The sequence below is a fragment of the Streptomyces sp. NPDC059696 genome, assembly GCF_042733745.1.
In the GTDB taxonomy this organism is placed as follows: domain Bacteria; phylum Actinomycetota; class Actinomycetes; order Streptomycetales; family Streptomycetaceae; genus Streptomyces.
This window is the reverse complement of sequence record NZ_JBHWFG010000007.1, coordinates 155909-178492: the sequence shown is the minus strand read 5'-3', so window position 1 is coordinate 178492 and position 22584 is coordinate 155909. Positions and strand designations below refer to the sequence as shown.

The window sequence follows — 22584 nt, the reverse complement described above, 5'->3', positions numbered from 1 at the left end:
CACCAAACGTCAAGGAAGGGGCGCGTGACACTCGTGTGAAAGTCGCCGGTACGGACGGTGTGCCGGGGCGTCGGCAGGGGAGGGTGAGGGGCGTGACAGAGACGCAGACGGTTTCCCCGCCGACCGAACGGCCCGTTCGCCAGCTCCTCGCCGCCTCCGTGGGCAACGCGGTGGAGTGGTACGACTGGTACGCCTACACGTTTCTGGCCACCTACATAGCCGCCCAGGTGTTCCCGAAGAGCGCGGACAACTCGCTGGTGCCGCTGCTGTCCACGTTCGCGGTGTTCGCGGTCGGCTTCTTCATGCGGCCGGTGGGCGGCTTGCTGATGGGCGCGGTCGCGGACCGGCACGGGCGGCGGGCCGCCCTCACGGTCACGATCCTGCTCATGGGCGGCAGCAGCCTGCTGGTGGGACTGACCCCGACGTACGCCGCGGTCGGCGTGCTCGCGCCGGTGATCCTCGTCCTCGCCCGGCTGCTCCAGGGCCTGTCCGTGGGCGGCGAGTTCGCCGCCTCGACGACCTTCCTGGTGGAGTCGGCGGGTCCCGGCCGGCGCGGGCTGTTCTCCAGCGTCCAGTACGTGTCGACGACCGTGGGCCAGCTGGTCGCCTCCGGTATCGCGACACTGCTGGTGGACACGGTGGACGACGGACAGATGAACGGCTGGGGCTGGCGGGTGCCGTTCCTGCTCGGGGCCGTGCTGAGCCTTTTCGGCTTCTGGATCCGGCAGGGCGCGCAGGAGACCCGCAGCGCCGAGCAGCAGCAGGCCCCTCGGCCGGGCCTGTTCGAGGCGCTGCGCCGGCACCCGCGCGAGTCGCTCCTCATCGGCGGCATCACGGCGGGCGGCACCATCGCGTACTACACGTGGACGTCGTACCTGCCGACGTACGCCGAACTCAACGCGGGCATCGAGAAGTCGGACGCGCTGCTCGCGGGCACGATCTCACTGGCCCTCTTCGCGCTGCTGCAACCGCTCGGCGGCCTGCTCTCGGACCGCTGGGGCCGCCGCCCCCTCCTGCTCTTCTTCGGCCTGGGCTTCGCTCTGCTCGCCGTGCCGCTGCTGCACGCCCTGCGCGACTCGTTCGCCGTGCTGCTGCTCGTGCAGTGCGCCGGCATGGTGCTGCTGACCGGCTTCACCTCGATCAGCGCGGCGGTGAACGCGGAGATCTTCCCGCCCCGGGTCCGGGCGGCGGGCATCGGCTTCCCGTACTCCCTGACGGTGGCCCTGTTCGGCGGCACGGCACCGTACATGGGCACGCTCTTCAAGGAGCAGGGGCACGCGGGGCTGTTCCCGTGGTACGTCGCGGTGATCTGTCTGGTGTCGTCGGTGGTGTACCTGCGGCTGCCGGAGACGGCTCACGCACCGCTGCGGCGGTGAGGCGGTACGCCGTCGGGGACCGGCTCACCGTCCTTGCCGTCGGCCGCGTGCGGCTCGTCGTGCGGTTCGTCGTGCGGTCCCGCACCGTTGGGTGACCCGGGGCCGGACGCCGGCAGGCCCTCCTTCACGGCGACCCGTTCGGGGTCGACCACGGCGTCGGTGGTCCTGCCCACCTCCGACAGCGTCATCTGGGCGCGGTCGTCGACGAGCCGGGTCACCAGGTGCTGCGCGGCGCCGAAGGCCGCGGCCCAGGCGAGGACCTGCGCCCTGCTGTCGAGGTCGCTGAGTCCGGGGACGAAGGCGCCGCGGATCAGCAACAGCCCGAGGAAGGCCGACAGGGCTCCGGTGGGCAGCTTCAGCACCGCCGACGCCAGGGGCAGCATGTACGGCGAGTCGGTGCCCCGGATGCGCCGCAGCGAGGCGATGACGGTGAGGGCGGCACCGGCGAGTCCGGCGATCTCGACGGTGAGGATGTCCGTGGGGCCGGCCCGTCCGCTGGGGTCGGTGTCGGCCGGTTCGTTGTGGTACTCGGCGGTCGGGCACACGACGGTGACCGCGCCTCCGGAGCCGCCCGAGGGCGAGAAGCACAGGCTCAGCGAGCTGGGTGAGAACCACCCGTAGAGGGCCAGGTTCACCACGCCGATCATCACGAGGACCGTCGCGGCCCAGAGGATGTTGCGCAGGCTGCGCACCCGGGCCAGTTCGTCGTCCAGGCTGCTGTACGCGGCGTCGAGCGCCCGGCCCATGAGGTCCCGGTCGCTCGGGGCCAGGTCGCCGGAGATGATGGACCGCAGTCTCTGGGCGAGCCGCACCCGGCGGGGGTCGTCCGCGGCCAGGTGATCCTTGACCAGTGCCATGACCTCGCCGGCGCGGCCCGCGGCTTCTTCGTCGGACACCAGTTGAATAAGCAACACCTCGGCGTTGCGGATATTCGAGCACACCCCCTCCCGGGCCGCCGATCCGGACCACGGCTTTCGCCAGCCGAAATCCTCGTCCGCGGCTGCGCGGGCTCTGTCGAGATGCCCCCGCATTCCGTTGATGAGCGCTGTCCGGTCGCCGCGGACCCGTCGCGTGCTCTCGCGCTCCAGTTCCGCCTCGAGATAGGCGATACGCGCTCTGGCCCGTGCGCGCCAAGCGGTCCGGGGCGGGCCGGCGCGCGACCCCCTCGTGAACCGCCGGCGCGGACGGGCGGTCCCGCTCCCGGTTCCGATCACTCGTACACGGCGGGTACGTGCAGTCTGTCCCAGGACCGGCGGCCCGGTGTGCCGTCGGCGTCCGGGCCCGAGAAGCCGAGCTTGTGCTGCCACTTCGCGTACGACTTCCGGTCCGCCTCGCTCCACTGCGAGTCGGGTCCGCCGGCGTACGCCGAGCAGCCCTCCTCGATGAGGCGGTAACCCATGGCCTCGATGACGGGACTGGTCACGGAGGACTGGAAGAAGTCGGCACCCGGGAAGGGTTCGTACGCCCCCTGCGTCTCCGGCGCCGAGACGCGAATCCTCTGACCCGGGAAAATGATGTCCGGATTCTCGATCTGTGGATTCCATTCGAGAATTTGGCCCAGCGTCACATGGAACATGGACGCGATCTTGTTGAGGGTGTCACCCCTCTTGACGGTATAGAACTCGGTTGTTGTCTCCATACGTCCACGATAAATCCATCGGCCATCACGGCGTAGTCGGGAATTCTGTTTCGCTTTCACTTTTTGATGCGGAAACCAGAAGGGTGCTCATGGCCACCGCGCGGGGCGATCAGACCCGTCTCGTAGGCGAAGACGACGGCCTGGACGCGATCGCGCAGGTCCAGCTTCGACAGGATGCGGCCGACGTGGCTCTTGACGGTGGTGGGGCTCAGGAAGAGCCGGTCGGCCAACTCGGCGTTGCTGAGGCCCGTGGCCAGCAGGCGGAGCACCTCCAGCTCTCGCGGGGTCAGACCGGACACGTCGCGGTGCGGTGCGACGGTCCGGGGTTCGTCGGGCACGGCGAAGCGTTCGATCAGCCGACGGGTGATCGTGGGCGCGAGGAGGGCGTCGCCGGACTGCACCATGCGCAGGGCGGACACCAGGTGTTCCGGGGTGACGTCCTTGAGCAGGAAGCCGCTCGCACCGGCCGTGAGCGCGGCGTAGACGTACTGGTCGAGGTCGTACGTGGTGAGGATGACGACCCGGGCCTCCTGGGGACCGTCACCGCCGAGGATGCGCCGGGTTGCCTCGATGCCGTCCATCTCCGGCATCCGGATGTCCATGAGGACGACGTCGGGCCGCGTGCGCCGCACCGCTGCGACGGCTTCGGCCCCGTCGGCGGCCTCGGCCGCCACCTCGATGCCGTCCGCGGCGAGGATCATCCTGAAACCGGTGCGCACCAGGGCCTGGTCGTCGGCGATGACGGCGCGCAGCGGCGGCCGCTGCCCGTTCAAGCCGCGCTCCGCGGGATGCGGGCGGCGACCCGGTAGCCGCCGTCCGGCGTCGGACCGGCCGTCAGTTCGCCGTCGTACACGGCCAGTCGCTCGCGCAGACCCATGTGGCCGCGGCCGTTGCTCTCCACCGGCGGGGCGTCCTTCACGCCCCCGGTGTCCGTGACCTCGATCTCCAGGCAGTCGTCGGTGTGTCCGATGGTGACGGACACCTCCGCGTCGCGTGCGTGCTTGAGCGTGTTGGTCAGTGCCTCCTGCACGACCCGGTACGCCGCGAGGTCCACCCCGGGCGGCAGCGGTTGCGGCGGCAGCGACACGCCGACGCGCACGGGCGTCCCGGCGGCCCGTACCCGGGCGACCAGCGCGTCGAGCCGAGCCAGCCCAGGCTGCGGTTCCAGGCCGTCGGAGCTCTCGTTATCCGGGGCCGCCAACAGGCCCATCACATGCCGTAGTTCGGCCATGGCGGCCCTGCCGCCCGCCTCGACGGCGAGCAACGCCTCCTTGGACTGCCCGGGGGCCACGTCCATCACGGTGCGGGCCGCGCCCGCCTGGATGACCATCACGCTGACATTGTGGGTCACGACGTCGTGCAGTTCGGCGGCGATCCGCGCACGCTCCTCCGCGACGGCCCGGCGCATGGCCTCCTCCTGGGCCTGCTGCAGTTCGGCGACCCGGTCCCGGCTGCTCGCAAGTCGCAGGTGCAAGAACCGTACGAGGCTGGCGAGCATCCCGGCCACCAGCAGCACGAAGCCCGGGCTGGACCAGCCCGGGAGCAGGGGGTCGGCGTCGCGGAACGCGTAACCGGACAGCGCGGCGGCCGTCACCAGGACGGCGATCGCCAGTATCCGGTAACGGCTGTACACGATCGCGCTGTAGGCGCCGACGACACAGGCCAGGACGGTGATCCAGGAGGCGGAGCCGCCGATGGCCAGCGCCGCGGCCAGCACCGTCACGAACGTGGCCAGCGGGTACAGGCGCCTCAGACCGAGCGGCAGTGCCGACAGGATGATCATGGCCCAGGGGACGGGCGGAGCGTCTTCCTCCGCGGGCGCCCGGTCGGGGCCGGGCAAAGGCGGCGCGGGCACGCCCGTGCCCGCATCGATCTTGGGAGGGTTCGCATCCACCGGCCCGTTGCCGGGGTACCGCACCGCCACGAACAGAGCGACGGCGGTCAGTACCACCGCCAGCACCACGTCCACGCGCACCGCCCGCTCCGAGTGCGGGGCGGACTTGGCTTCGGGGCGCAGCGCGTCGATGAGCTGGTGAAGCCGGCCGGTCCGGTCTTCGGTCTCCATCCGCCCATTGTGATGCGCTCCGCGCTCGGTCCGCGTCCGCCTGTCCGACCAGGACATGGTCTGCGAGGCCTACTCCTCAGGTAGGACTCCCCGGCCGGCTCGTACGCGAGGAGGGTGCGATGTCGGTTGCGCGGCCGACGCGCCCGGCGTACCGCGGGCCCTACCGTCACGGAACCGGCAACGGAACCGGCAACGGCACATGCCTCTCGTGCCAGTGAGGACGGACGACCGCATGCATCACGTGATCGAGCTGGAAGGCGCGGCGAAGCGCTACGACGCCGCCGGTGCGCCGGCGCTCGGACCGCTCACGCTCAGCGTCGCCAGGGGTGAGGCCGTCGCGGTGACGGGTCCTTCCGGCAGCGGCAAGTCCACGCTGCTGAACCTCATCGCCGGCCTGGACAAGCCGACCGAGGGTTCCGTGCTCGTCGCGGGGCGGCGGATCGACCAGCTGAGCGAGCACGCCCTCGCCAGGTTCCGTCGCGAGCACGTCGGCATCGCCTTCCAGTTCTTCAACCTCCTCGACGACCTCACCGTCACCGACAACATCCAGCTCCCGGCCCAGCTGACCGGGACAAGCCGGCGTGCGGCCGCGGCCCGCGCGGGTGAGCTGATGGAGATGCTGGGCATCCAGCAGCACGCACGCGCCTACCCGGGCCGGCTGTCCGGAGGTGAGCGCCAACGCGTCGGTCTCGCCCGGGCGTTGGTCAACCGTCCCGAGCTGCTGCTGGCCGACGAGCCCACGGGTGCGCTGGATTCCGCTTCGGGCGCCGAGGTGCGCAAGCTGCTGATCGATCTGCACCGCGGTGGACAGACCATCGTGCTCGTGACGCACGACCTGGCCCTGGCCAAGGCGTGCGCCGGCCGCACGATCCACCTGGTGGACGGTCACCTCGCCCTCGACACCCGTACGCAGGCCGTCCGATGAGTCTCTGCGGTAACGGCGCGCTGGGCCGGGTCGTACGCTCCGGGGTCGGCCGGAGGCGGGTGCAGACCCTGGTGATCGCCGTGGCCACGATGATGGCGGTGGCCTCCGCCGTGGTGGCCGGGGCCCTGATGGTCGCCGCGGCCGCTCCCTTCGACGACGCGTTCAGGAAGCAGCGGGGCGCGCACATCACGGCGCAGTTCGACCCGGCCAGGGCGCGTGCGGCGCAGCTGGAGCGCACCGAGGAGCTGGCCGGCGTCACGGCGAGCGCGGGGCCGTACCCGTCCACGGCGTTGCGCCCCGTGGACCGGACGGGCTTGCGGATGCCGACGCTGACGGTGGTCGGACGGTCCGGCGCGGACGCCGACGTCGACCGCGTGGAACTGAAGTCCGGCCGGTGGGCGCAGAAGCCCGGCGAGATCGTGGTCGACGCCTCCTTCCGGGGCCCCTCCGTCGGCATCGGCTCCGCCCTCAAGACGTCGGACAGCCCGAACGCCCCGACGCTGTCGGTCGTGGGGTTCGCCGTGTCGGTCGGCAAGTCCGCCGACGCGTGGGCGACACCGGAGCAGGTCGAAGCGCTGGCGGCGCCGGGCAGCCCCCTCACGACCCAGATGCTCTACCGCTTCGACTCCGCGAGCACGAAGCGGCAGATCCTCGCCGCGCGGGCGAAGCTCGCCTCCGCCGTGGACTCCGGGGCCCTGCTGGGCACGCAGTCCTGGCTGGACACCAAGCGCGCCGCGGACCAAGGCGCGGCGGCGACCGTCCCGTTCGTCATGGCGTTCGGCGTGCTCGGCATCGTCATGTCGGTGATCATCGTCAGCAGTGTGATCAGCGGTGCGGTCGGCACGAGTCTGCGCAGGATCGGCATCCTCAAGGCCATCGGTTTCACGCCGCGCGAGGTCGTCCGCGCGTATGTGGCGCAGGCGCTGATCCCGGCCACGGTCGGCATCGCCCTGGGTGTCGTGGTGGGCAACCTGTCGGCGGTGCCGCTGCTGGCGGACACGGAGTCGGTGTACGGCAACGTCCCGCTGTCGGTGGCCTGGTGGGTGGACGTCGCCGTACCGGCCGCCGCGCTGCTCGTGGTCGGGCTCGCGGCGCTGATCCCCGCGCGGCGCGCCGGACGGCTGAACACCGTCGAGGCCATCGCGGTCGGCCGGGCGCCGCGCCCGGGCCGCGGGCAGTGGGCACACCGGGCCCTGGGACGGCTGCCGCTGCCCCGGCCGGTGACGTACGGCCTCGCCACTGCCTTCACGCACCCGGTGCGTGCCCTCGCGATGCTGCTGGCGGTGGCGTTCGGCACGGTCGCGGCGACGTTCGCGGTGGGACTGACCTCGTCCCTGAATGAGGTCGGCGCGTCCCAGGACCCCGAGAGCCGTGCCGCGGTCTCGGTCACGACGGTCAGGATGAACAACGTCGCTCCGCCGCCGCCCCCACCTCCCGGAGGAGGCGGCGCCGCGGCGGGCCCGTCCCCTGCGGCCCCGAGCCCGGCGGACGGCTCGCCAGGGCCCAAGGTGGCCGACCCGGAGAAGGTACGGGCCGCCGTCACGGCCGAGGCGGGGCTGGAGTCGTACTACGGCAAGCTCCGGACGGAGGTCGCCGTGGCCGGGGTCTCCGGCGCGGTGGAGGCCGGCCTCTACGAGGGCGACTCGCGCTCCGGCAGCCACGCGATGCTCTCGGGGCACTGGATCACCGGGAAGGGCCAGGTGGTCGTCCCCACGCGCTTCCTGGAGCGGACCAGCACCAAGGTCGGCGACACGGTGCGGATGACGCTCGGGAAGGAGAGTGCCGATCTGCGGATCGTGGGTGAGTCCTTCGACACCTCCGGCCATGGGCTGGAGGTCCACGCGGACATGGCCGACTTCCCGTCGGCGCAGCCCGAGACGTTCCTCGTCGACGTGAAGTCCGGCGTCTCGGCGGAAGAGTTCGCCCGGAGGCTCGCTGCGGTGGTGCAGCCGATGGGCGGTGACGCCACGACCGTCGTGGCGTCCGAGCGGAGCGGCGTCATCCTCGTCATGGACGCGATGGCGGTACTGCTGACCCTCATGCTGATCGCCGTGGCCGGTCTCGGCGTGCTCAACTCCGTCCTCCTGGACACCCGCGAACGCGTCCACGACCTGGGCGTGTGCAAGGCGATCGGCATGTCGCCGCAGCAGACGGTGGGCCTCGTGCTCGCCTCGGTGTCCTTGATCGGCGTGGCCGGCGGGCTGCTGGGCGTGCCGGCGGGGTACCTGCTGCACGGCGTGGTCATGCCGGTGATGGGGCGGGCCGTGGGCACCGGTATGCCGTCGCGGGTCCTCGATGTGTACGGGCCGGTCGAGCTGCTCCTGCTGGGACTGGGCGGCGTCGTACTGGCGATGCTGGGCGCCGTGATCCCGGCCGGGTGGGCGGCCCGGGCCCGTACGGCCACCGCCCTGCGGACCGAGTGACGCACCGGGCCTGCTGCCGTGGCCGCACCGGGGCCGGGGCGACCGAGGCGGTGGGCCCCAGCCGCCGGGGGTCAGGACCCGGGGGGTGACGACCGGCGCTGAACAGGCGTTTCGCACTGGTCCTTCCACCGGGCGGAAGTGGTGTTGCGCCCCGGTGAAGCCCTTCCCGACGATGGTCGCCACGACCGAGAGACGGGAGCCGGCACCCATGCCTCACATGACCGCGTTCGCCAGGAACCAGTGGTACGTCGCCGCCTACAGTCACGAGGTGGGGCGGGAGTTGCTCGGCCGGACCGTCCTCGGTGAGACGCTCGTGCTCTACCGGACGGAGGAGGACGGCACGCCGGTCGTCCTGCACGACCGCTGTGTGCACCGCCGTTACCCGCTGTCGGAGGCGCCGACGCGGCTGGACGGGGACCGGATCGTGTGCGGGTACCACGGGTTCACCTACGACACGACCGGCACGTGCGTGTACGTGCCGGGGCAGAAACGGGTGCCGCGCACCGCCCGGGTCGCCTCCTACCCGGTCGTCGAGCAGGACTCGCTGATCTGGGTGTGGATCGGCGACCCGGCGCTCGCCGACCCGCGGTCCATCCCCCGGGCCCGGCACCTGGACTCCCCCGGCTGGGTCACCGTGCGCGGCATGGAGCCCATCGACTGCGACTACGGCCTGCTCGTCGACAACCTCCTCGACCTGTCCCACGAGACGTATCTGCACGGGGGTTACATCGGCACCCCCGAGGTCGCCGAGACGCCGATCACCACCGAGGTCGACGAGGGCGCCGGGATCGTGCGGGTCAGCCGGCACATGGACGACGCCGCGTGCCCGCCGTTCTACGCCGAGTCCACCGGCATCGAGGGCCGGATCACCCGCTGGCAGGACATCGAGTACCACGCGCCCTGCCTGTATCTGCTGCACAGCCGGATCGCCCCGGTCGGGGTGCTGCCCGGGGCGGACGGCAGCGACCCGAACGGCTTCCACACCGAGATCACGTACGCCATCACGCCGTCCGGCGACGGCACGGTGTACGACTTCTGGGCCGTCTCCCGCGACTGGGCGACCGACGACGCCGAGGTCACCGAGTTCCTGCGGGGCAACAACCACACGGTCGTGATGCAGGACGTCACCGCGCTCAACCTGCTGCAAAAGACGCTCGGCACCGAGCGCACCGGCTACCAGGAGCTGAGCATCAACATCGACACCGGTGGTCTGGCCGCCCGCCGCATCCTCGCCCGGCTGGTGGAGCAGGGCGCCAAGCCCGAGGAGACGGTCCGGTGACGGCCGGGACCGGCGAGATCTACCGCATCGCCTGGCTGCCCGGCACCGACACCCTGCACGGCACGTGCCACTGCGGCCGTGAGCACACCGCGCAGGACCCGGTCGAGATGTGGGAGTGGATGCTCGCCCATCCGCGGGGGCACCGGGTCGACGAGCCGCGAGGAAACAGCCGATGAGCATGTACGAGTCCGAACTCGTCGTCGAGCGCAGGGAGTTCGCTGCTGACGGCGTGCTCGCCATGACGTTGCGCCATCCGCTGGGCGAGCCGCTCCCCGCGTGGGAGCCGGGCGCCCATGTCGACGTCGTCCCGGCGCCGGGTCTGGAGCGGCAGTACTCGCTGTGCGGCGATCCGGCGGACCGGTCGGCCTGGCGGATCGCCGTGTTGCGGGAGAACCCCGGGCGGGGCGGCTCGGCCCATGTGCACGAGCACGTGCGGGAGGGCGCCGAGGTACGGGTGCGCGGGCCCCGCAACACCTTCCGTCTGGAGCCCGCCTCCCGGTATCGCTTCGTCGCGGGCGGCATCGGCATCACACCGATCCTGCCGATGCTCGCGGCGGCCGAGGCGGCGGGCGCCGACTGGTCGCTGCTGTACGGCGGGCGCAGTCGCGGGTCCATGGCCTTCGCGGAGGAACTGGCCCGCTACGGGGACCGGGTGACGATCGCTCCCGAGGACGAGTCGGGCCTGCTGGACCTGCCGTCCGTGCTGGACGACCTGCCCGAGGGCACTCTCGTCTACTGCTGTGGTCCGGGGCCGCTGCTCGACGCCGTCGAGGCCCGGTGTCCGTCCGCGGCGTTGCGCCTGGAGCGGTTCCGGCCGAAGGAGCGGGAGACAGGCGCCGCCACCGCGTTCGAGGTGGAACTCGCGCGCAGCGGCACGACGCTCACCGTCGCGCCGGACGTGTCCGTGCTCGACGCGGTGCGTGCGGCGGGGGTGGAGGTGCTGTTCTCCTGCACCGAGGGCACCTGCGGCACGTGTGAGACGGACGTCCTGGACGGCGAGCCGGACCACCGCGACTCGGTGCTGACGGACGACGAGCGCGCGGCGGGCGACACCATGATGATCTGTGTGTCCCGCTGCCGCGGGAAGCGGCTCGTCCTGGATCTGTGAACCGGCCCGCCCGGCCGGCCCGCCCCCGCCCGGCATGTTCAGGGCGCGGCCCACAGGCCCCGGACGTGTCCGAGGTGCCGGGTCATCACGGCGCGGACGGCCTCCTCGTCGCGGGCCAGCAGCGCGTCCAGGATCTCCAGGTGCTCCTCCGCCGACGCCTCCAGCCGCCCCTGCTCGACCAGGGCCGTCAGGCCGTAGAGACGGGAGCGGCGTCTGAGGTCGCGGACGACGTCGACGAGGTGGCTGTTGCCGGCGAGGGCCAGCAGAGCGAGGTGGAAGCGCAGGTCGGCTTCGACGTAGGCGATGAGGTCCCCGGCAGCGGCGGAGGTGACGATCTCCCGGGCGACCGGGCGCAACGCCTCGAGAGCAGCGGGGTCGGCGGTGCGGGCCAGTTCCGCCGTGGTGGGGATCTCGATCAGCGCGCGGATGTGCGTGTACTCGTCGAGTTGCCGCTCGGAGACGGCCGTCACCCGGAAGCCCTTGTTGGGCACGGTGTCGACCAGCCCCTCCTTGGCCAGGTCGAGCATGGCCTCGCGCACGGGCGTGGCGGAGACACCGAAGCGGGCGGCGAGTCCGGGGGCCGAGTAGACCTCGCCGGGCCGCAGTTCACCGGCGATCAGCGCGGCCCGCAGCGCGTCCGCGACCCGCTCCCGGTGGCTGGGCTTCCTGCTGCCCAGCACGGGCAGGGCGGGGGTGTGCTGGGGGGCCATGACGGTTCGGGGTTCCTCTCGTGGTCTGCTCGTGTGCGCTCTACAGGACGAATCCCGCGGGGAACAGGTCCTCGGGGTCCAGCAGGTACTGGGCGGTGCCGGTGATCCAGGCGCGGCCGGTGAAGCTGGGCAGCACGGCCGGGTGACCGGCGACCTCGGTGGTGCCGAGCAGCCGGCCGGTGAAGCGGGTGCCGATGAAGGACTCGTTGACGAACTCGGTGTGGAGAGGGAGTTCGCCGCGGGCGTGCAACTGTGCCATGCGGGCGCTGGTGCCGGTGCCGCAGGGCGAGCGGTCGAACCAGCCGGGGTGGATGGCCATGGCGTGCCGGGAGTGGCGGGCGGTCGAGCCGGGGGCTGCCAGGTAGACGTGGTGGAGGCCGTGGATGGACGGGTCCTGGGGGTGGACGGGCGGGTCCTCGGCGTTGACGGCGGCCATGAGGGACAGGCCCGCGGCGAGGATCTCGTCCTTGCGGGACCGGTCGAAGGGCAGGCCGAACCGCTCCAGCGGCAGGACGGCGTAGAAGTTGCCGCCGAACGCGAGGTCGTACGTCACCGTCCGGCCGTCGGCGAGGGTGGTCTCGCGGTCGAGGGCGACGGCGAAGGAGGGCACGTTCCGGAGGGTGACCGCCTGTGCGCCCCCGTCCTTCACCGCCACCTCGGCGACGACCGGCCCGGCCGGGGTGTCGAGCCGGATGGTGGTGACCGGCTCGGTCACCTCGACCATGCCGGTCTCGACCAGGACGGTCGCCACGCCGATGGTGCCGTGCCCGCACATGGGCAGATAGCCGGAGACCTCGATGTAGAGGACGCCCCAGTCGCAGTCCGGCCGGGTCGGCGGCTGGAGGATCGCGCCGCTCATCGCGGAGTGGCCGCGCGGCTCGTTCATCAGCAACTGCTTGATGTCGTCGCGGTGTTCGCGGAACCACAGCCGCCGTTCGTTCATGGTGGCGCCCGGCACGGTGCTGATGCCGCCGGTGATGACGCGGGTCGGCATGCCCTCGGTGTGCGAGTCGACGGCGTGCAGGACGAGTCTGCTGCGCATGGTCCTCAGCTCGATCCGGCCGCGAGGGCCTTCTCGGTGGCGGCTCGGACGGTGGCCTCCTGCTCCGGTGACAGCGGCACCCGCGGCGGGCGGCAGGGGCCGCCGTGGCGGCCGGCGAGGTCCATGGACAGCTTGATGGCCTGCACGAACTCCACCCGGGAGTCCCAGCGCAGCAGGGGGTGCAGCCGCCGGTACAGGGGCAGCGCGGTGTCCAGGTCGCCGCCGACGGCGGCACGGTACAGCTCGGCACAGGAGCGGGGCAGCGCGTTCGGGTAGCCCGCGACCCAGCCCTTGGCCCCGGCGACGGCCAGCTCCAGCAGGACGTCGTCCGCGCCGACCAGCAGGTCCAGTTCGGGGGCGAGTTCGGCGATCCGGTAGGCCCGGCGCACGTCGCCGGAGAACTCCTTCACCCCGTGGATGTGTCCTTCGCCGTGGAGCCGGGCGAGGAGTTCGGGCACGAGGTCGACCTTGGTGTCGATCGGGTTGTTGTACGCGACGACCGGCAGGCCCGACCGGGCGACCTCGGCGTAGTGGGCCAGGACGGAACGCTCGTCGGCGCGATAGGCGTTCGGGGGCAGCAGCATCACCGCGTGGCAGCCGGCCTCCGCGGCCTGCTCGGCCCACCGCCGGGCCTCGGCCGACCCGTAGGCGGCGACGCCGGGCATCACGCGCTCCCCGCCGATCGCGGCGACGGCCGTCTCGACGACCCGGGCCCGCTCCTCGGGTGTGAGCACCTGGTACTCGCCGAGGGAGCCGTTCGGCACGACGCCGTCGCAGCCGCCCGCGACCAGCCAGGCGCAGTGCTCGGCGTACCGGTCGTAGTTCACCGAGAGGTCGTCGTTCAGTGGGAGCGCGGTGGCGACGAGGACGCCGCGCCAGGGGCGGGGTGCGGTCATGACGGTCCCTCCTGGGGGTGTTGCCGGGCGAGGACGCCGAGCGGCACGGGGCGGGCGAACGGGCGCTTGCCCGGGGTGGGTGGGCAGCCGGCGAGACCGGCGACCGCGGTGCCGCACATCCGGCCCTGGCACCAGCCCATTCCGGCGCGGGTGAGCAGCTTCACGGTGCGTTCGTCGCCCGCGCCGAGGTCCAGGGCCTCGCGCACGGCCCCGGCGGTGACCTCCTCGCAGCGGCACACCACGGTGTCGTCGGTGATCTGCTCGGGCCAGTGCGCGGGCGGCGCGTAGGCGGAGTCGAGGGCGGCGGCGGACCGCCTGAGCCTCGACCGGGCCTTGTAGGCGGCGGGCGCCGGGCCGGGGACGGTGCCGCGCAGGTGGGCGGCGGCGGAGCTGCCGGCGATGTGCCCCTCGGCGAGCGCGAGGTCGGCGCCGCCGACACCGGTGGCCTCGCCGGCCGCCCACACGCCGGGCACGTCCGTGCGCTGCTCGGGGCCGACGGCCACGGTGAACCCGTAGAGGCGGCAGCCGAGGCTCTCGGCGAGGTCGGTGTGCGGGAGCATGCCGTGGCCGACGGCGAGGGTGTCGCAGTCCAGGTGCCGCTCGGTGCCGGGCCGGACCCGGCCCTCGGCGTCGAGGAGGGCGACCGTGACGCCGGTCAGCCGGTCGTCGCCGTGGGCACGGACGACGGTGTGGCGGGTGAGCACCGGGACGCGGTGGCGCAGCAGCCGGGCGGCGTATCCGGCGCCTTCCGGGAGCTTGCCGGCCAGGGCCCGGCCGTGGCGGGAGAGGCGACCCGGGCCGACCGACTCGACGAGCGCGGCGACCTCGACCCCGGCGGCCGCGAGTCCGGTCGCCACGGGCAGCAGCAGCGGCCCGGTCCCGGCGACGACCGCTCGGCGCCCCGGCACGGCCAGTGCGCCCTTGAGCATGGCCTGGGCGCCGCCGGCCGTGACGACGCCGGGGAGGGTCCAGCCGGGGAAGGGCAGCACCTTCTCGTAACCGCCGGTGGCCAGCAGCACGGCGCGGGCGCGCAGCTCGACGGACTGCTCCTGCCGCGGCCCGAGCAGCGCGTGCACGGTGAATCCGTCCGGGGTGCGTTCCACGCTCCAGACGTGATGGTCCGTCAGCACATCTACGGCATGGGCGGCGAGCCCGTCCCGCAGCCGCTCCCAGGTCCGCCACCGGTGGTGCAGCGCCTCGGGCCGCCCGGCCCCGAGCCCGGCGGCGGGCTGCCGGTGGAACTGACCGCCGGGCTGCGTCGCGGCGTCGACGAGCGTGACCCGCACGCCGCGCGCGGAGGCGGCCAGGGCGGCGGCGAGCCCGGCCGGTCCGGCGCCGATCACGGCGAGTTCAGTCCGCACGGCGCGACTCCTCGTGGCCGGTGCCGCCGCCCTGCCCCCGGTCTCACCGCGTCCCGAGCCGCCCTGCGCCCCGGTCTCACCCCGTCCCGAGCCGCCCTGCGCCCCGGTCTCACCCCGTCCCGAGCCGCCCTGCACCCCGGTCTCACCCCGTCCTGTTCCGCCCTGTGTGCCCATCTCGCCGTGCCCTGTGCCCTCCTGGGCGGTGATCACATCCCCCGGCCGCACCGGCACCAGGCAGGCTCGTTGGTCGGTGCGGCCGTTGACGGTCACCAGACAGTCGAAACAGACGCCGATCCCGCAGAACACTCCCCGCGGACGGCCCTGTGACCGGGTGGAACGCCAGGAGGTGACGCCCGCCGCCCACAGCACGGCGGCGACCGTCTGCCCGGGCAGCGCCTCGACGGGCCACCCGTCGAACGTGACCGTGAAGGCGGGACCGGGCCTGGCCCCCGCGAGCTCCAGGGGGTTCATGCGGCCTCCTCGGTGAAGCGGTCGGGCCGGAAGGGGACGAGGTCCAGGTCGGGCGTGTGGCCGCTCAGCACCTGTGCGAGGAGATGCCCGGTGCCGGTGGCCAGTCCGATGCCCGCGCCCTCGTGCCCGCAGGCGTGGAACAGCCCGGGTGCTCTAGGATCCGGGCCGATCGCGGGCAGGTGGTCCGGCAGATACGGCCGGAATCCGGCGTACGCCCGCAGGGCCCGGACCCCGGCGAGGAAGGGGAACAGCCGGGTCGCCCCGGCCGCCAGCGCGCGCAGCGCCGGAAGCGAGAGGGACCGGTCGAAGCCGACCCGTTCGCGGCTGGCGCCGATGAGGACCGGTCCGGCCGGGGTGCCCTCGACCACCGGGGAGGTCTGCAGCGCCGCCGAGTCGCTGGCGACGTCGGCCACGTAGTCGGCGGCGTACACCTTGTGCCGGATGCGGGGCGGCAGCGGTTGGGTGACCAGCACGAAGCCCCGCCGGGGCAGGACCGGCAGGGACACCCCGGCGCGGGCCGCCAACTCGCCGCCCCAGGTGCCGGCCGCGTTGACGACCGCGGGGGCGTGCAGAACGCCCCGGTCGGTCCGCACACCGCGCACCGCTCCGCCCGGGCCGCGCAGGACCCCGGTCACCTCCCGCCCGGTGAGCACCCGGGCCTTCGAGGCACGCAGCAGGTGCGCCGCCGCGAGGGCGGGCATCACCTGCGCGTCCTGCGGATAGTGCATGCCGCCCGCGAGGCCGGGAGCCAGGTGCGGCTCCAGGTCGGTGAGGGCGTCGGGCGGCACCGGGAGGGCCTCGACCCCGGCCTTGCGCTGCCCGGCGGCGAGTTCCTCCAGCCCGGCCAGGGCCCGGTCCGTACCCGCGACGACGACACCGCCCTTGGCCTCGTACTCGACGGCCCGGCCCAGCCCTTCCCGGGCCAGGTCCGCCCACAGCCGGGCGGACAGCAGGGCCAGCTCGAGCTCGGGCCCGGGTTCCTTGTCGGAGACGAGGAGGTTCCCCTCCCCCGCTCCGGTCGTGCCACCGGCCACCGGCCCCCGGTCCACCACGACGGTGTCCAGGCCCGCCCGGCCCGCGTACAGGGCGGTGGCGGCACCGACCACTCCGGCACCGACCACCACGACATCGCAGGTCAGCGACTCGCTCACGGCAGTACTATGTCACACACCACACGGCGGGAACAGGGTGCCGACAAGGAGGGACGACTCCAGGGCCGGGAAGGGATGCCGGCCGGACGGGGGCTGCGCGAGCGTTCGGCGGGCAGACAGCCCGTGGGATCAGTCGGCTGTGGGGACGACCCTCAGGTGGGTGGCGGCGCGGCGGGAGCGGCGCTCGCGGGACGCGGAGCGGCGGGCCTCGCGCAGGACGAACGTGAGCCGGGCACAGCCCAGTTCCTCGAGCGTCCGGGACGTCTCGACGACGATCCGGCACTCGGTGGCACCCCGGTGGGGATCCGGGTGCACCAGGGGCCGGACCGCTCCGTCCTGCTCGACGGCGCCCTCGCCGACCGCGCGGATCCAGTGCGGCAGACCGTGCCGGTAGGCGGCCTCCATGATCGGGTCCTGGGCGATGTCGCGGCGGATGGCCTGCAGCCCGTGGTCGGGGCCGTGTGCGTCCACGGTCCGCGCGAAGTGCGCGAGCATCGGCAGGCACCAGCTCGCCTCGTGGTCGCCGAGCACCGTGGGCGCGTCCGGGTGGAAGAGGACGAACCTGAGGAAGTTGTCGTCGGGCATCGCGGTGGGATGCGGGCCGACCTCACGGAAAAGTGACCGGAAGGCGCCATTGGTCAGCATCACGTCCCAGCAGTGGTCGACGACGAGCGAGGGGAGGGTGACACCCTCCAGGAGCCCGGCGTAGTCCTCCAGGTAGGCCTGGGCCTCGGGAGTCTCGGGGACGGGCCGCGGTGCCGGCCGCTGCCCTCCTGCCTGATATGCCATCGGGAGGTCACCCCTCTTGCCTGTGCGGCCTTGACGCGGCGCCCCGATCCTGCTGCTCCGAGCTGAGGCGTGTCAACTATCGTGGCATTCCGAGGCTGTTGACGGCTGAAATTGGCCACAGTTGTGGCGAGACCTGGATGTGAGTTCGAAGCACCGGCTACGCTCCGGGAAGTTCACGCCGGGGTAGGTCACGGCATCCACTTGTGAGAAGCCTGTGAGATACGTAGGAGATCTGTCGGTGACGGGTGGCTTCGTCGAAGGTCCGGGCGTCACGCCTACGGCCGTGCTGCCGGCCGTCGTCGCCCGTGTCGGCGCGCTCGCCGACCGGCTCGGCGTGCCCCACGCCGAGGTCTTCGACGTCGGCAGGCTGTCCGTCGCCTCCGGCGTCCCGGAGCCCGTGGTCAAGGCCCTGCTCTGTGGCCGTCCGGCGGGCGAGCCCGACGTCCAGGCCCGGTTCCTGCAGCGGCTGGACCTGCTGCGCCGGACCCGGCTCAAGCCCAACGGCCGCAAGTACACCCAGCAGGAGATCGCCGACGGCGCCGGCATGTCCCGCCAGCAGGCCGGCGCCCTCATCAACGGCGACCGGCGGCCGACCATGGAGCACTGCGACGCCCTCCAGCGGTTCTTCCGGGTGCACGCGGGCTTTCTGACCGCCGAAGACCCCGAGGCACTCGTGAGCGCCCTCCAGCACACCGAGCAGGAGCTGCTGCAGAAGCTCGCCGACCGTGAGCGGCAGGCTGCCGCCGCGGCGGACGACCCGCTGGAGCGGCTGCTGCAGGACCACGGCGTGCGCGGCATCGCCTGGCGAGCCGCGCAACTGCCCACCGACCAGCACCGCGACAAGGTCGCGGAGTGGCTGGACATGCTCCTGGAGAGCGTCAAGCGGCCCGAGTCGTGACCGTGGGGAGAACTGTGGGCATCGGTAGGGAAATGCGCCGTCTGTGCGGCGAGCTGGTCGCGGAGCTGACCCTCCCCGCGCCGGCCCGGCCCGACGAGCTGTACGCCGCCCTGTGCGACGGCATGAGCAGACGCCGTGGCCGTCCCGTCCGCTTCCGCACGGCCGCGTTCCCGCCCGGAACGGCCAGTGGGCTGTGGCTCGACATGGCCGAGCAGGACCTCGTGGTGATCGAGGAACGCACCGCTCCCGAGCACCAGTTGGTGATCCTGGGCCATGAGCTGTGGCACATGAAGGCGGGGCACTGCTCCCACCACGTGGAGGGCGCGGCCGTGGCGGCCCGGCTGCTCGACGACGGGGCCGACCTCCAGGCGACCGTGCTGAAGGTCGCAGCCCGCACCCGTTTCGACTTCGACGACGAGAAGGAGGCCGAGAGCTTCGGCCTGCTGCTCGCCAGCAAGTGCCGTGCGTGGCTGGCCGGTTCGTCGTCGCGGGGGCCGGTGCAGCGGGACCATCTGGCGGGGCGGATCGAGGCGTCACTGGGGTACCGCGGACCGCAGGGCTGACGGGCCGCCCGGCGCGGTGACGTGCTGCGGCGGCCTGCGCCGAGCGGGCGAACCGGAAGGCTGCCGGGCCGGATTGTCAGTGGTGGGCGGCAAGCTGGAGGGGCGTCACCGCTGTGCGGGGCGCACGCGCCGTGAGGCGCGGGACCGACGACGCCGACACGGGGAGAGCCGATCGATGCCCACCGCCGTTCTGACCGATCGTGAACGCACCGCCGTCCAGGCCTATCTGCGGCTGCTGCACACCGTGCGGGCCGCCTTCGACCGGGAGGGCGGACCACCGCTCGTCCCGCCGGCCGTGCTCGCCGAGGCGGAGCAGGCCCTGGAGCGCGCCGGCCTGACCGGCAACGAGGAGGAGTTCTTCCGCCTCCTGGAGCAGTGGTGCCCGGAGCCGGGCAGCTGAACGGGATACGCCTCGGGGGCGGGTCCCGCGCGACGGGTTCAGGCGCGGCGGAGCTCAGGCGCGGCGGATCCAGGCGCGGCGGGTCCCGGCGGGGCGGATCCAGGCGCGGCGGGTCCCGGCGGGGCGGATCCAGGCGCGGCGGGTCCCGGCGGGGCGGGTCCCGGCGGGGCGGATCCAGGCGCGGCGGGTCCCGGCGGGGCGGGTCCCGGCGGGGCGGGTTCCGGGCGGGGCGGGCTCAGGCGTGCGGGACCGCGATCGCCGTCGCGATCAGGCCCCGCCCCGCCGTCCAGCGGCCCTCGAAGTGGTCCAGGCGGCGGGTGCCCACCCATGGCCCGGGGACGAGCAGGTCCGCGCGGAACGTGCCGTCGGGGGTGAGGTCGATGTCGGCCTCCATGAAGTCCAGCCACTTTCCGGTGAGGGGGAACCACGCCTTGTAGACGGACTCCTTCGCGCTGAACAGCAGCCGGTCCCAGTGGATGCCGGGATGGTCGGCCGCGAGCCGCCGCAGCCGGCCGGCCTCGGCCGGCAGCGACACCGACGGCAGGACGCCCTCGGGCAGCGGTCCGTGGACCTCGGCGTCGATGCCGAGGGACGCCAGGTCGGTGGCGCGGACCAGCGCGGCGGCGCAGTAGCCGTCGCAGTGGGTCATACTGCCGGCCAGCCCGGCCGGCCAGCCGGGGGCACCGCGCTCCCCGGGCAGGATCGGCTGCGGCGGCACGCCGAGCTTCTCCATGGCTGTGCGGGCGCAGGAGCGCACCACGGCGAACTCCCTGCGCCGCTTGGCGACCGCCCGCGTCAGGAGCGCTTCCTCCTCGGGGTACAGCGGGGTGTCCGCCTCTGAGTCGCCGTACGTCTCGACGGTGACCACCGTCCGCGGCAGCAGTTCCTCGATCACCGCTCCTCGCCCTCCTCCGGCAGGATGCGCCGCAGCCGCCCCGGCGGCCGGGTCCGCTTCTTCCATTCGCGCGGATAGCCCACCGACACCTCCTCGAAGCGCACGCCTTCGTGGAACGTGGTGCGGGGGATGTGCAGATGGCCGTAGACCATGGCGGGCACGCGGAATCTGCGGTGCCAGTCGGCGGTCAGGTCCGTGCCGCACCACATGGCGAACTCGGGGTGCCACAGCACGTCCATCGGATGCCGGTGCAGCGGGTAGTGGTTGACCGGGATCACCGGCAGGTCGCCGGGCAGTGCGGCGAGTCTGCGTTCGGTCTCGGCGACCCGGGCCCGGCACCAGGCCTCCCGGCTCGGGTAGGGATCGGGGTGCAGCAGGTACTCGTCGGTGCAGACGATCCCGGTGCCCTGCGCGTACTCCAGGCCCTGTTCCTTGGTGGTGCAGCCGGCCGGCAGGAACGAGTAGTCGTACAGCAGGAACAGCGGGGCGACGGCCACCGGGCCGCCGGGGCCCTCCCACACCGGGTAGGGGTCCTCGGGTGTCGTCACGCCGAGGTCGCGGCACATCTCGACGAGATGGGTGTAGCGGGCGACTCCGCGCAGCGTGACGGCGTCGCTCGGATGGGTCCACAGCTCGTGGTTGCCGGGCACCCAGACGACCTTGCGGAAGCGGCCCGCGAGCGTCTCCAGGGCCCAGCGGATGTCCGCCACGGTCTCGGCGACGTCCCCGGCCACCAGCAGCCAGTCGTCGTCCGTGCCGGGCCGCATGCCCTCGACCAGGGCGCGGTTCTCCCGGTACCCGATGTGCAGATCGCTGATGGCCAGCAGTTGTGCGGCGCGACCGGCCGTCGACGTCACCTCTCGCCCCTCCCCCATCCGGACGCCACCAAGAGATCACATCCGGGGGGCCGGGACAAGGGCGGCGCGGGGGCACGGGGGGCCGGAGAATTCCTTCACACGCGCGTTGCACGAGGGGGCCCGCCGAAGCCGTATGATCTGGCCCAACACCACCGCTCCGAACGTCCCTTCCACAGGGGCGGTTTGGTGTCCCTACCCTTCTCCTGCCCGGGCACGGGCTGCTCAGCCCTGCCCGCGAACCGTGAAAGGCGGCCTGCATGGTCTCTCGCGTACGCGTCTGGCTCAACCGCACGTACGCGGAGAACGTGTTCTTCATGGATCAGCTGCGGAGGAATCCCAGCGACCGGGCGGTCGAGATCCATGCCACGCACGGCGACCCCGACTCACCGGTGCTGGCCGCCGCCGACACCGCGGAGCTGGAGCCCGAGAACCTCTCCCCCGCCGGTTACGTCGAGTACGCGCTGGCCCAGTGCGCGCGGCGGGGCATCGACGTGTTCGTGCCCCGGCTGCACCAGTCGGCGATCGTGGCGCACCGCGCCGAGTTCGAGGCGGCCGGCACGGCGGTCCTGGCGCCGCCGCCCGAGGCCGTGGCCGTCTTCCACGACAAGGTGATCGCCTACGAGGCGGTCCAGGCGATCGGCGTGCCGGTACCGCCCTGGTACCGGGTCCGCTCGGCGGACGAACTGGTCGGCGCCGTCGAGGAGTTGGAGGCAGGCGGGCACAAGGCGTGCTTCAAGCCGGCGTCCGGGGCCGGCGGGGTGGGCTTCCGCGTGATCACGCGGACGTCCTTCTCGCTGACGCATCTGAGCGGCTTCCCGAGCCCGTACGTGCCGCTCGACCTGGTGCTGGAGGCGCTGCGGCGGGACGGGGAGCCGGTGGACTGGCTGGTGATGCCGCGTCTGGAGCAGCCCGAGGTGTCGGTGGACTGCCTCACCGGCCCGGACAACCGGGTCCGGCTGGCGGTGGGCCGTACGAAGAACGGCCGCCGCCGCGGCTTCACGCTGCACGAGCAATGGCTGGACCCCGCCCGGCGGATCGCGGAGGGATTCGGTCTGCACTACCTGTCCAACATCCAGTTCCGGATGTTCGGCGACCGGCCGGTGCTGATGGACGTCAACACCCGCCCGGCGGGCGGGCTGCACCAGCTGTCCCAGTGCGGTGTCAACGCGCCCTGGGCCGCGGTGCAGTTGGCCCTCGGCGAGGATCCGGGCGAGATGGAGCCGCCGTTCCTGGGCCAGGACTACACGGTGGTGTCGGGCCCGCGTCCGCTGCGGCCGGTGTCGCTGCCGCACCAGCGGCCGGAGCAGCTCCCTGCGGTGCAGGAGCCGCTCCCGGCGGTGCCCTCGCCCGCTGCGCCCGAGCAGTCCGGCGCCGCCGCACCGGCGCCTCGGACGGCGGCGCTCCCGGGCCTGGCCGCGAGCGCCGCACGCCACACCGGGCTGTCGACGTAGTGGTTGTCGAAGCGCTCCGAGGAGTCCTTGTTCTCCTGGGGGTCGGCCTCGCCGCGCATCACCCGGCCCAGTAGCCGCAGACAGTCGAGGCGTCCCGCGCCCGGGGTGAAGACGAACGGCACGTCGGCCTTCGCCCCCGGCGCGGCGGCGAAGGCGTGCGGGGTGTGCGGTCCCCCGCTGTCCGTGGCCAGGCAGGAACGACCGGGGGTCCTCCACGCCGTCGGCGGCGTGGAGGAGCCGGTGGACGAAGATGCCCCGAGCGCCGGCGTCCTCGCATCACGGGCG

Annotated in this window: 22 protein-coding genes and 2 pseudogenes; 10 read left to right on the top strand and 14 right to left on the bottom strand. The window is 73.0% G+C overall.

Annotation, left to right across the window (positions count from 1 at the left end):
* Positions 1 to 92: 92 nt before the first annotated feature.
* Entirely contained in the window at positions 93 to 1376 is a 1284-nt protein-coding gene (locus ACFV20_RS10220) for an MFS transporter (RefSeq protein ID WP_385654690.1), read from the top strand.
* Here the strand turns inward: ACFV20_RS10220 and ACFV20_RS10215 are convergent.
* From ACFV20_RS10215 to ACFV20_RS10200, 4 genes are all read right to left on the bottom strand, one after another.
* Positions 1355 to 2272, bottom strand: coding sequence for a hypothetical protein (locus ACFV20_RS10215; RefSeq protein WP_385654689.1), 918 nt, complete (start codon positions 2270 to 2272; stop codon positions 1355 to 1357). The genes ACFV20_RS10220 and ACFV20_RS10215 overlap by 22 nt on opposite strands.
* A 314-nt stretch (positions 2273 to 2586) precedes the next feature.
* On the bottom strand, positions 2587 to 3015 hold the full coding sequence (locus ACFV20_RS10210; RefSeq protein WP_385654686.1) for a peptidoglycan-binding protein: 429 nt from the start codon (positions 3013 to 3015) through the stop codon (positions 2587 to 2589).
* 56 nt (positions 3016 to 3071) lie between these two features.
* Complete coding sequence (locus ACFV20_RS10205) at positions 3072 to 3788, bottom strand: response regulator (RefSeq protein ID WP_385654684.1); 717 nt, start codon at positions 3786 to 3788, stop codon at positions 3072 to 3074.
* Entirely contained in the window at positions 3785 to 5080 is a 1296-nt protein-coding gene (locus tag ACFV20_RS10200; RefSeq protein WP_385654682.1) for a sensor histidine kinase, read from the bottom strand. Before ACFV20_RS10200 ends, ACFV20_RS10205 begins: the two co-directional genes overlap by 4 nt.
* 232 nt (positions 5081 to 5312) lie before the next feature.
* Here ACFV20_RS10200 and ACFV20_RS10195 point away from each other — a divergent pair, with 232 nt between their 5' ends.
* The 5 genes from ACFV20_RS10195 (at position 5313) to ACFV20_RS10175 (ending at position 10815) form a co-directional block, all read left to right on the top strand.
* The gene (locus tag ACFV20_RS10195) at positions 5313 to 6005 is read left to right on the top strand and encodes an ABC transporter ATP-binding protein (RefSeq protein ID WP_385654681.1); all 693 of its coding nucleotides are present in this window, start codon (positions 5313 to 5315) and stop codon (positions 6003 to 6005) included.
* The gene (locus ACFV20_RS10190; protein ID WP_385654678.1) at positions 6002 to 8428 is read left to right on the top strand and encodes an ABC transporter permease; all 2427 of its coding nucleotides are present in this window, start codon (positions 6002 to 6004) and stop codon (positions 8426 to 8428) included. The genes ACFV20_RS10195 and ACFV20_RS10190 overlap by 4 nt, the downstream gene beginning before the upstream one ends.
* 208 nt (positions 8429 to 8636) lie before the next feature.
* Entirely contained in the window at positions 8637 to 9707 is a 1071-nt protein-coding gene (locus ACFV20_RS10185) for a Rieske 2Fe-2S domain-containing protein (RefSeq protein ID WP_385654675.1), read from the top strand.
* Positions 9704 to 9883, top strand: coding sequence for a hypothetical protein (locus ACFV20_RS10180; protein ID WP_385654672.1), 180 nt, complete (start codon positions 9704 to 9706; stop codon positions 9881 to 9883). The genes ACFV20_RS10185 and ACFV20_RS10180 overlap by 4 nt, the downstream gene beginning before the upstream one ends.
* The gene (locus ACFV20_RS10175) at positions 9880 to 10815 is read left to right on the top strand and encodes a PDR/VanB family oxidoreductase (RefSeq protein ID WP_385654670.1); all 936 of its coding nucleotides are present in this window, start codon (positions 9880 to 9882) and stop codon (positions 10813 to 10815) included. Before ACFV20_RS10180 ends, ACFV20_RS10175 begins: the two co-directional genes overlap by 4 nt.
* A 38-nt stretch (positions 10816 to 10853) precedes the next feature.
* Here the strand turns inward: ACFV20_RS10175 and ACFV20_RS10170 are convergent, their stop codons facing one another.
* The 7 genes and pseudogenes from ACFV20_RS10170 to ACFV20_RS10140 form a co-directional block, all read right to left on the bottom strand.
* A complete protein-coding gene (locus tag ACFV20_RS10170) occupies positions 10854 to 11525 on the bottom strand; it encodes a GntR family transcriptional regulator (protein ID WP_385654666.1) in 672 nt (223 codons plus the stop codon).
* Positions 11526 to 11565: 40 nt separating this feature from the next.
* Positions 11566 to 12567, bottom strand: a complete 1002-nt coding sequence (locus tag ACFV20_RS10165; RefSeq protein ID WP_385654664.1) for a proline racemase family protein — start codon at positions 12565 to 12567, stop codon at positions 11566 to 11568.
* A 5-nt stretch (positions 12568 to 12572) separates the two neighbouring features.
* On the bottom strand, positions 12573 to 13463 hold the full coding sequence (locus ACFV20_RS10160; protein ID WP_385654661.1) for a dihydrodipicolinate synthase family protein: 891 nt from the start codon (positions 13461 to 13463) through the stop codon (positions 12573 to 12575).
* Complete coding sequence (locus tag ACFV20_RS10155) at positions 13460 to 14824, bottom strand: FAD-dependent oxidoreductase (protein WP_385654898.1); 1365 nt, start codon at positions 14822 to 14824, stop codon at positions 13460 to 13462. Before ACFV20_RS10155 ends, ACFV20_RS10160 begins: the two co-directional genes overlap by 4 nt.
* A gap of 204 nt (positions 14825 to 15028) precedes the next feature.
* Positions 15029 to 15295 (bottom strand): annotated as a pseudogene (locus ACFV20_RS10150) ((2Fe-2S)-binding protein); the annotation flags it as partial.
* Entirely contained in the window at positions 15292 to 16446 is a 1155-nt protein-coding gene (locus ACFV20_RS10145) for an NAD(P)/FAD-dependent oxidoreductase (RefSeq protein WP_385654658.1), read from the bottom strand. The gene ACFV20_RS10145 and the pseudogene ACFV20_RS10150, both read right to left, overlap by 4 nt.
* A gap of 129 nt (positions 16447 to 16575) precedes the next feature.
* Complete coding sequence (locus tag ACFV20_RS10140; RefSeq protein ID WP_385654655.1) at positions 16576 to 17235, bottom strand: hypothetical protein; 660 nt, start codon at positions 17233 to 17235, stop codon at positions 16576 to 16578.
* A 238-nt stretch (positions 17236 to 17473) separates the two neighbouring features.
* On the opposite strand from ACFV20_RS10140, the gene ACFV20_RS10135 reads away from it, so the two are divergent.
* The 3 genes from ACFV20_RS10135 (at position 17474) to ACFV20_RS10125 (ending at position 19096) form a co-directional block, all read left to right on the top strand.
* On the top strand, positions 17474 to 18133 hold the full coding sequence (locus tag ACFV20_RS10135) for a helix-turn-helix domain-containing protein (protein ID WP_385654648.1): 660 nt from the start codon (positions 17474 to 17476) through the stop codon (positions 18131 to 18133).
* A 32-nt stretch (positions 18134 to 18165) separates the two neighbouring features.
* On the top strand, positions 18166 to 18696 hold the full coding sequence (locus ACFV20_RS10130; RefSeq protein WP_385654896.1) for a toxin-antitoxin system, toxin component: 531 nt from the start codon (positions 18166 to 18168) through the stop codon (positions 18694 to 18696).
* A gap of 175 nt (positions 18697 to 18871) precedes the next feature.
* The gene (locus ACFV20_RS10125) at positions 18872 to 19096 is read left to right on the top strand and encodes a hypothetical protein (RefSeq protein ID WP_234848045.1); all 225 of its coding nucleotides are present in this window, start codon (positions 18872 to 18874) and stop codon (positions 19094 to 19096) included.
* A gap of 235 nt (positions 19097 to 19331) precedes the next feature.
* On the opposite strand, the gene ACFV20_RS10120 is transcribed toward ACFV20_RS10125, so the two are convergent.
* Both ACFV20_RS10120 and ACFV20_RS10115 read right to left on the bottom strand, forming a co-directional pair.
* On the bottom strand, positions 19332 to 19991 hold the full coding sequence (locus tag ACFV20_RS10120; RefSeq protein WP_385654644.1) for a 4'-phosphopantetheinyl transferase: 660 nt from the start codon (positions 19989 to 19991) through the stop codon (positions 19332 to 19334).
* Complete coding sequence (locus tag ACFV20_RS10115; protein WP_385654641.1) at positions 19988 to 20848, bottom strand: metallophosphoesterase family protein; 861 nt, start codon at positions 20846 to 20848, stop codon at positions 19988 to 19990. Before ACFV20_RS10115 ends, ACFV20_RS10120 begins: the two co-directional genes overlap by 4 nt.
* Before the next feature lie 257 nt (positions 20849 to 21105).
* Between ACFV20_RS10115 and ACFV20_RS10110 the strand changes: the two genes are divergently transcribed.
* The gene (locus ACFV20_RS10110; protein WP_385654638.1) at positions 21106 to 22299 is read left to right on the top strand and encodes an ATP-grasp domain-containing protein; all 1194 of its coding nucleotides are present in this window, start codon (positions 21106 to 21108) and stop codon (positions 22297 to 22299) included.
* On the opposite strand, the pseudogene ACFV20_RS10105 reads toward ACFV20_RS10110, so the two are convergent.
* A pseudogene (locus ACFV20_RS10105) lies at positions 22260 to 22469 on the bottom strand (cupin domain-containing protein); the annotation flags it as partial. The gene ACFV20_RS10110 and the pseudogene ACFV20_RS10105 overlap by 40 nt on opposite strands.
* Between the last annotated feature and the right edge of the window lie 115 nt (positions 22470 to 22584).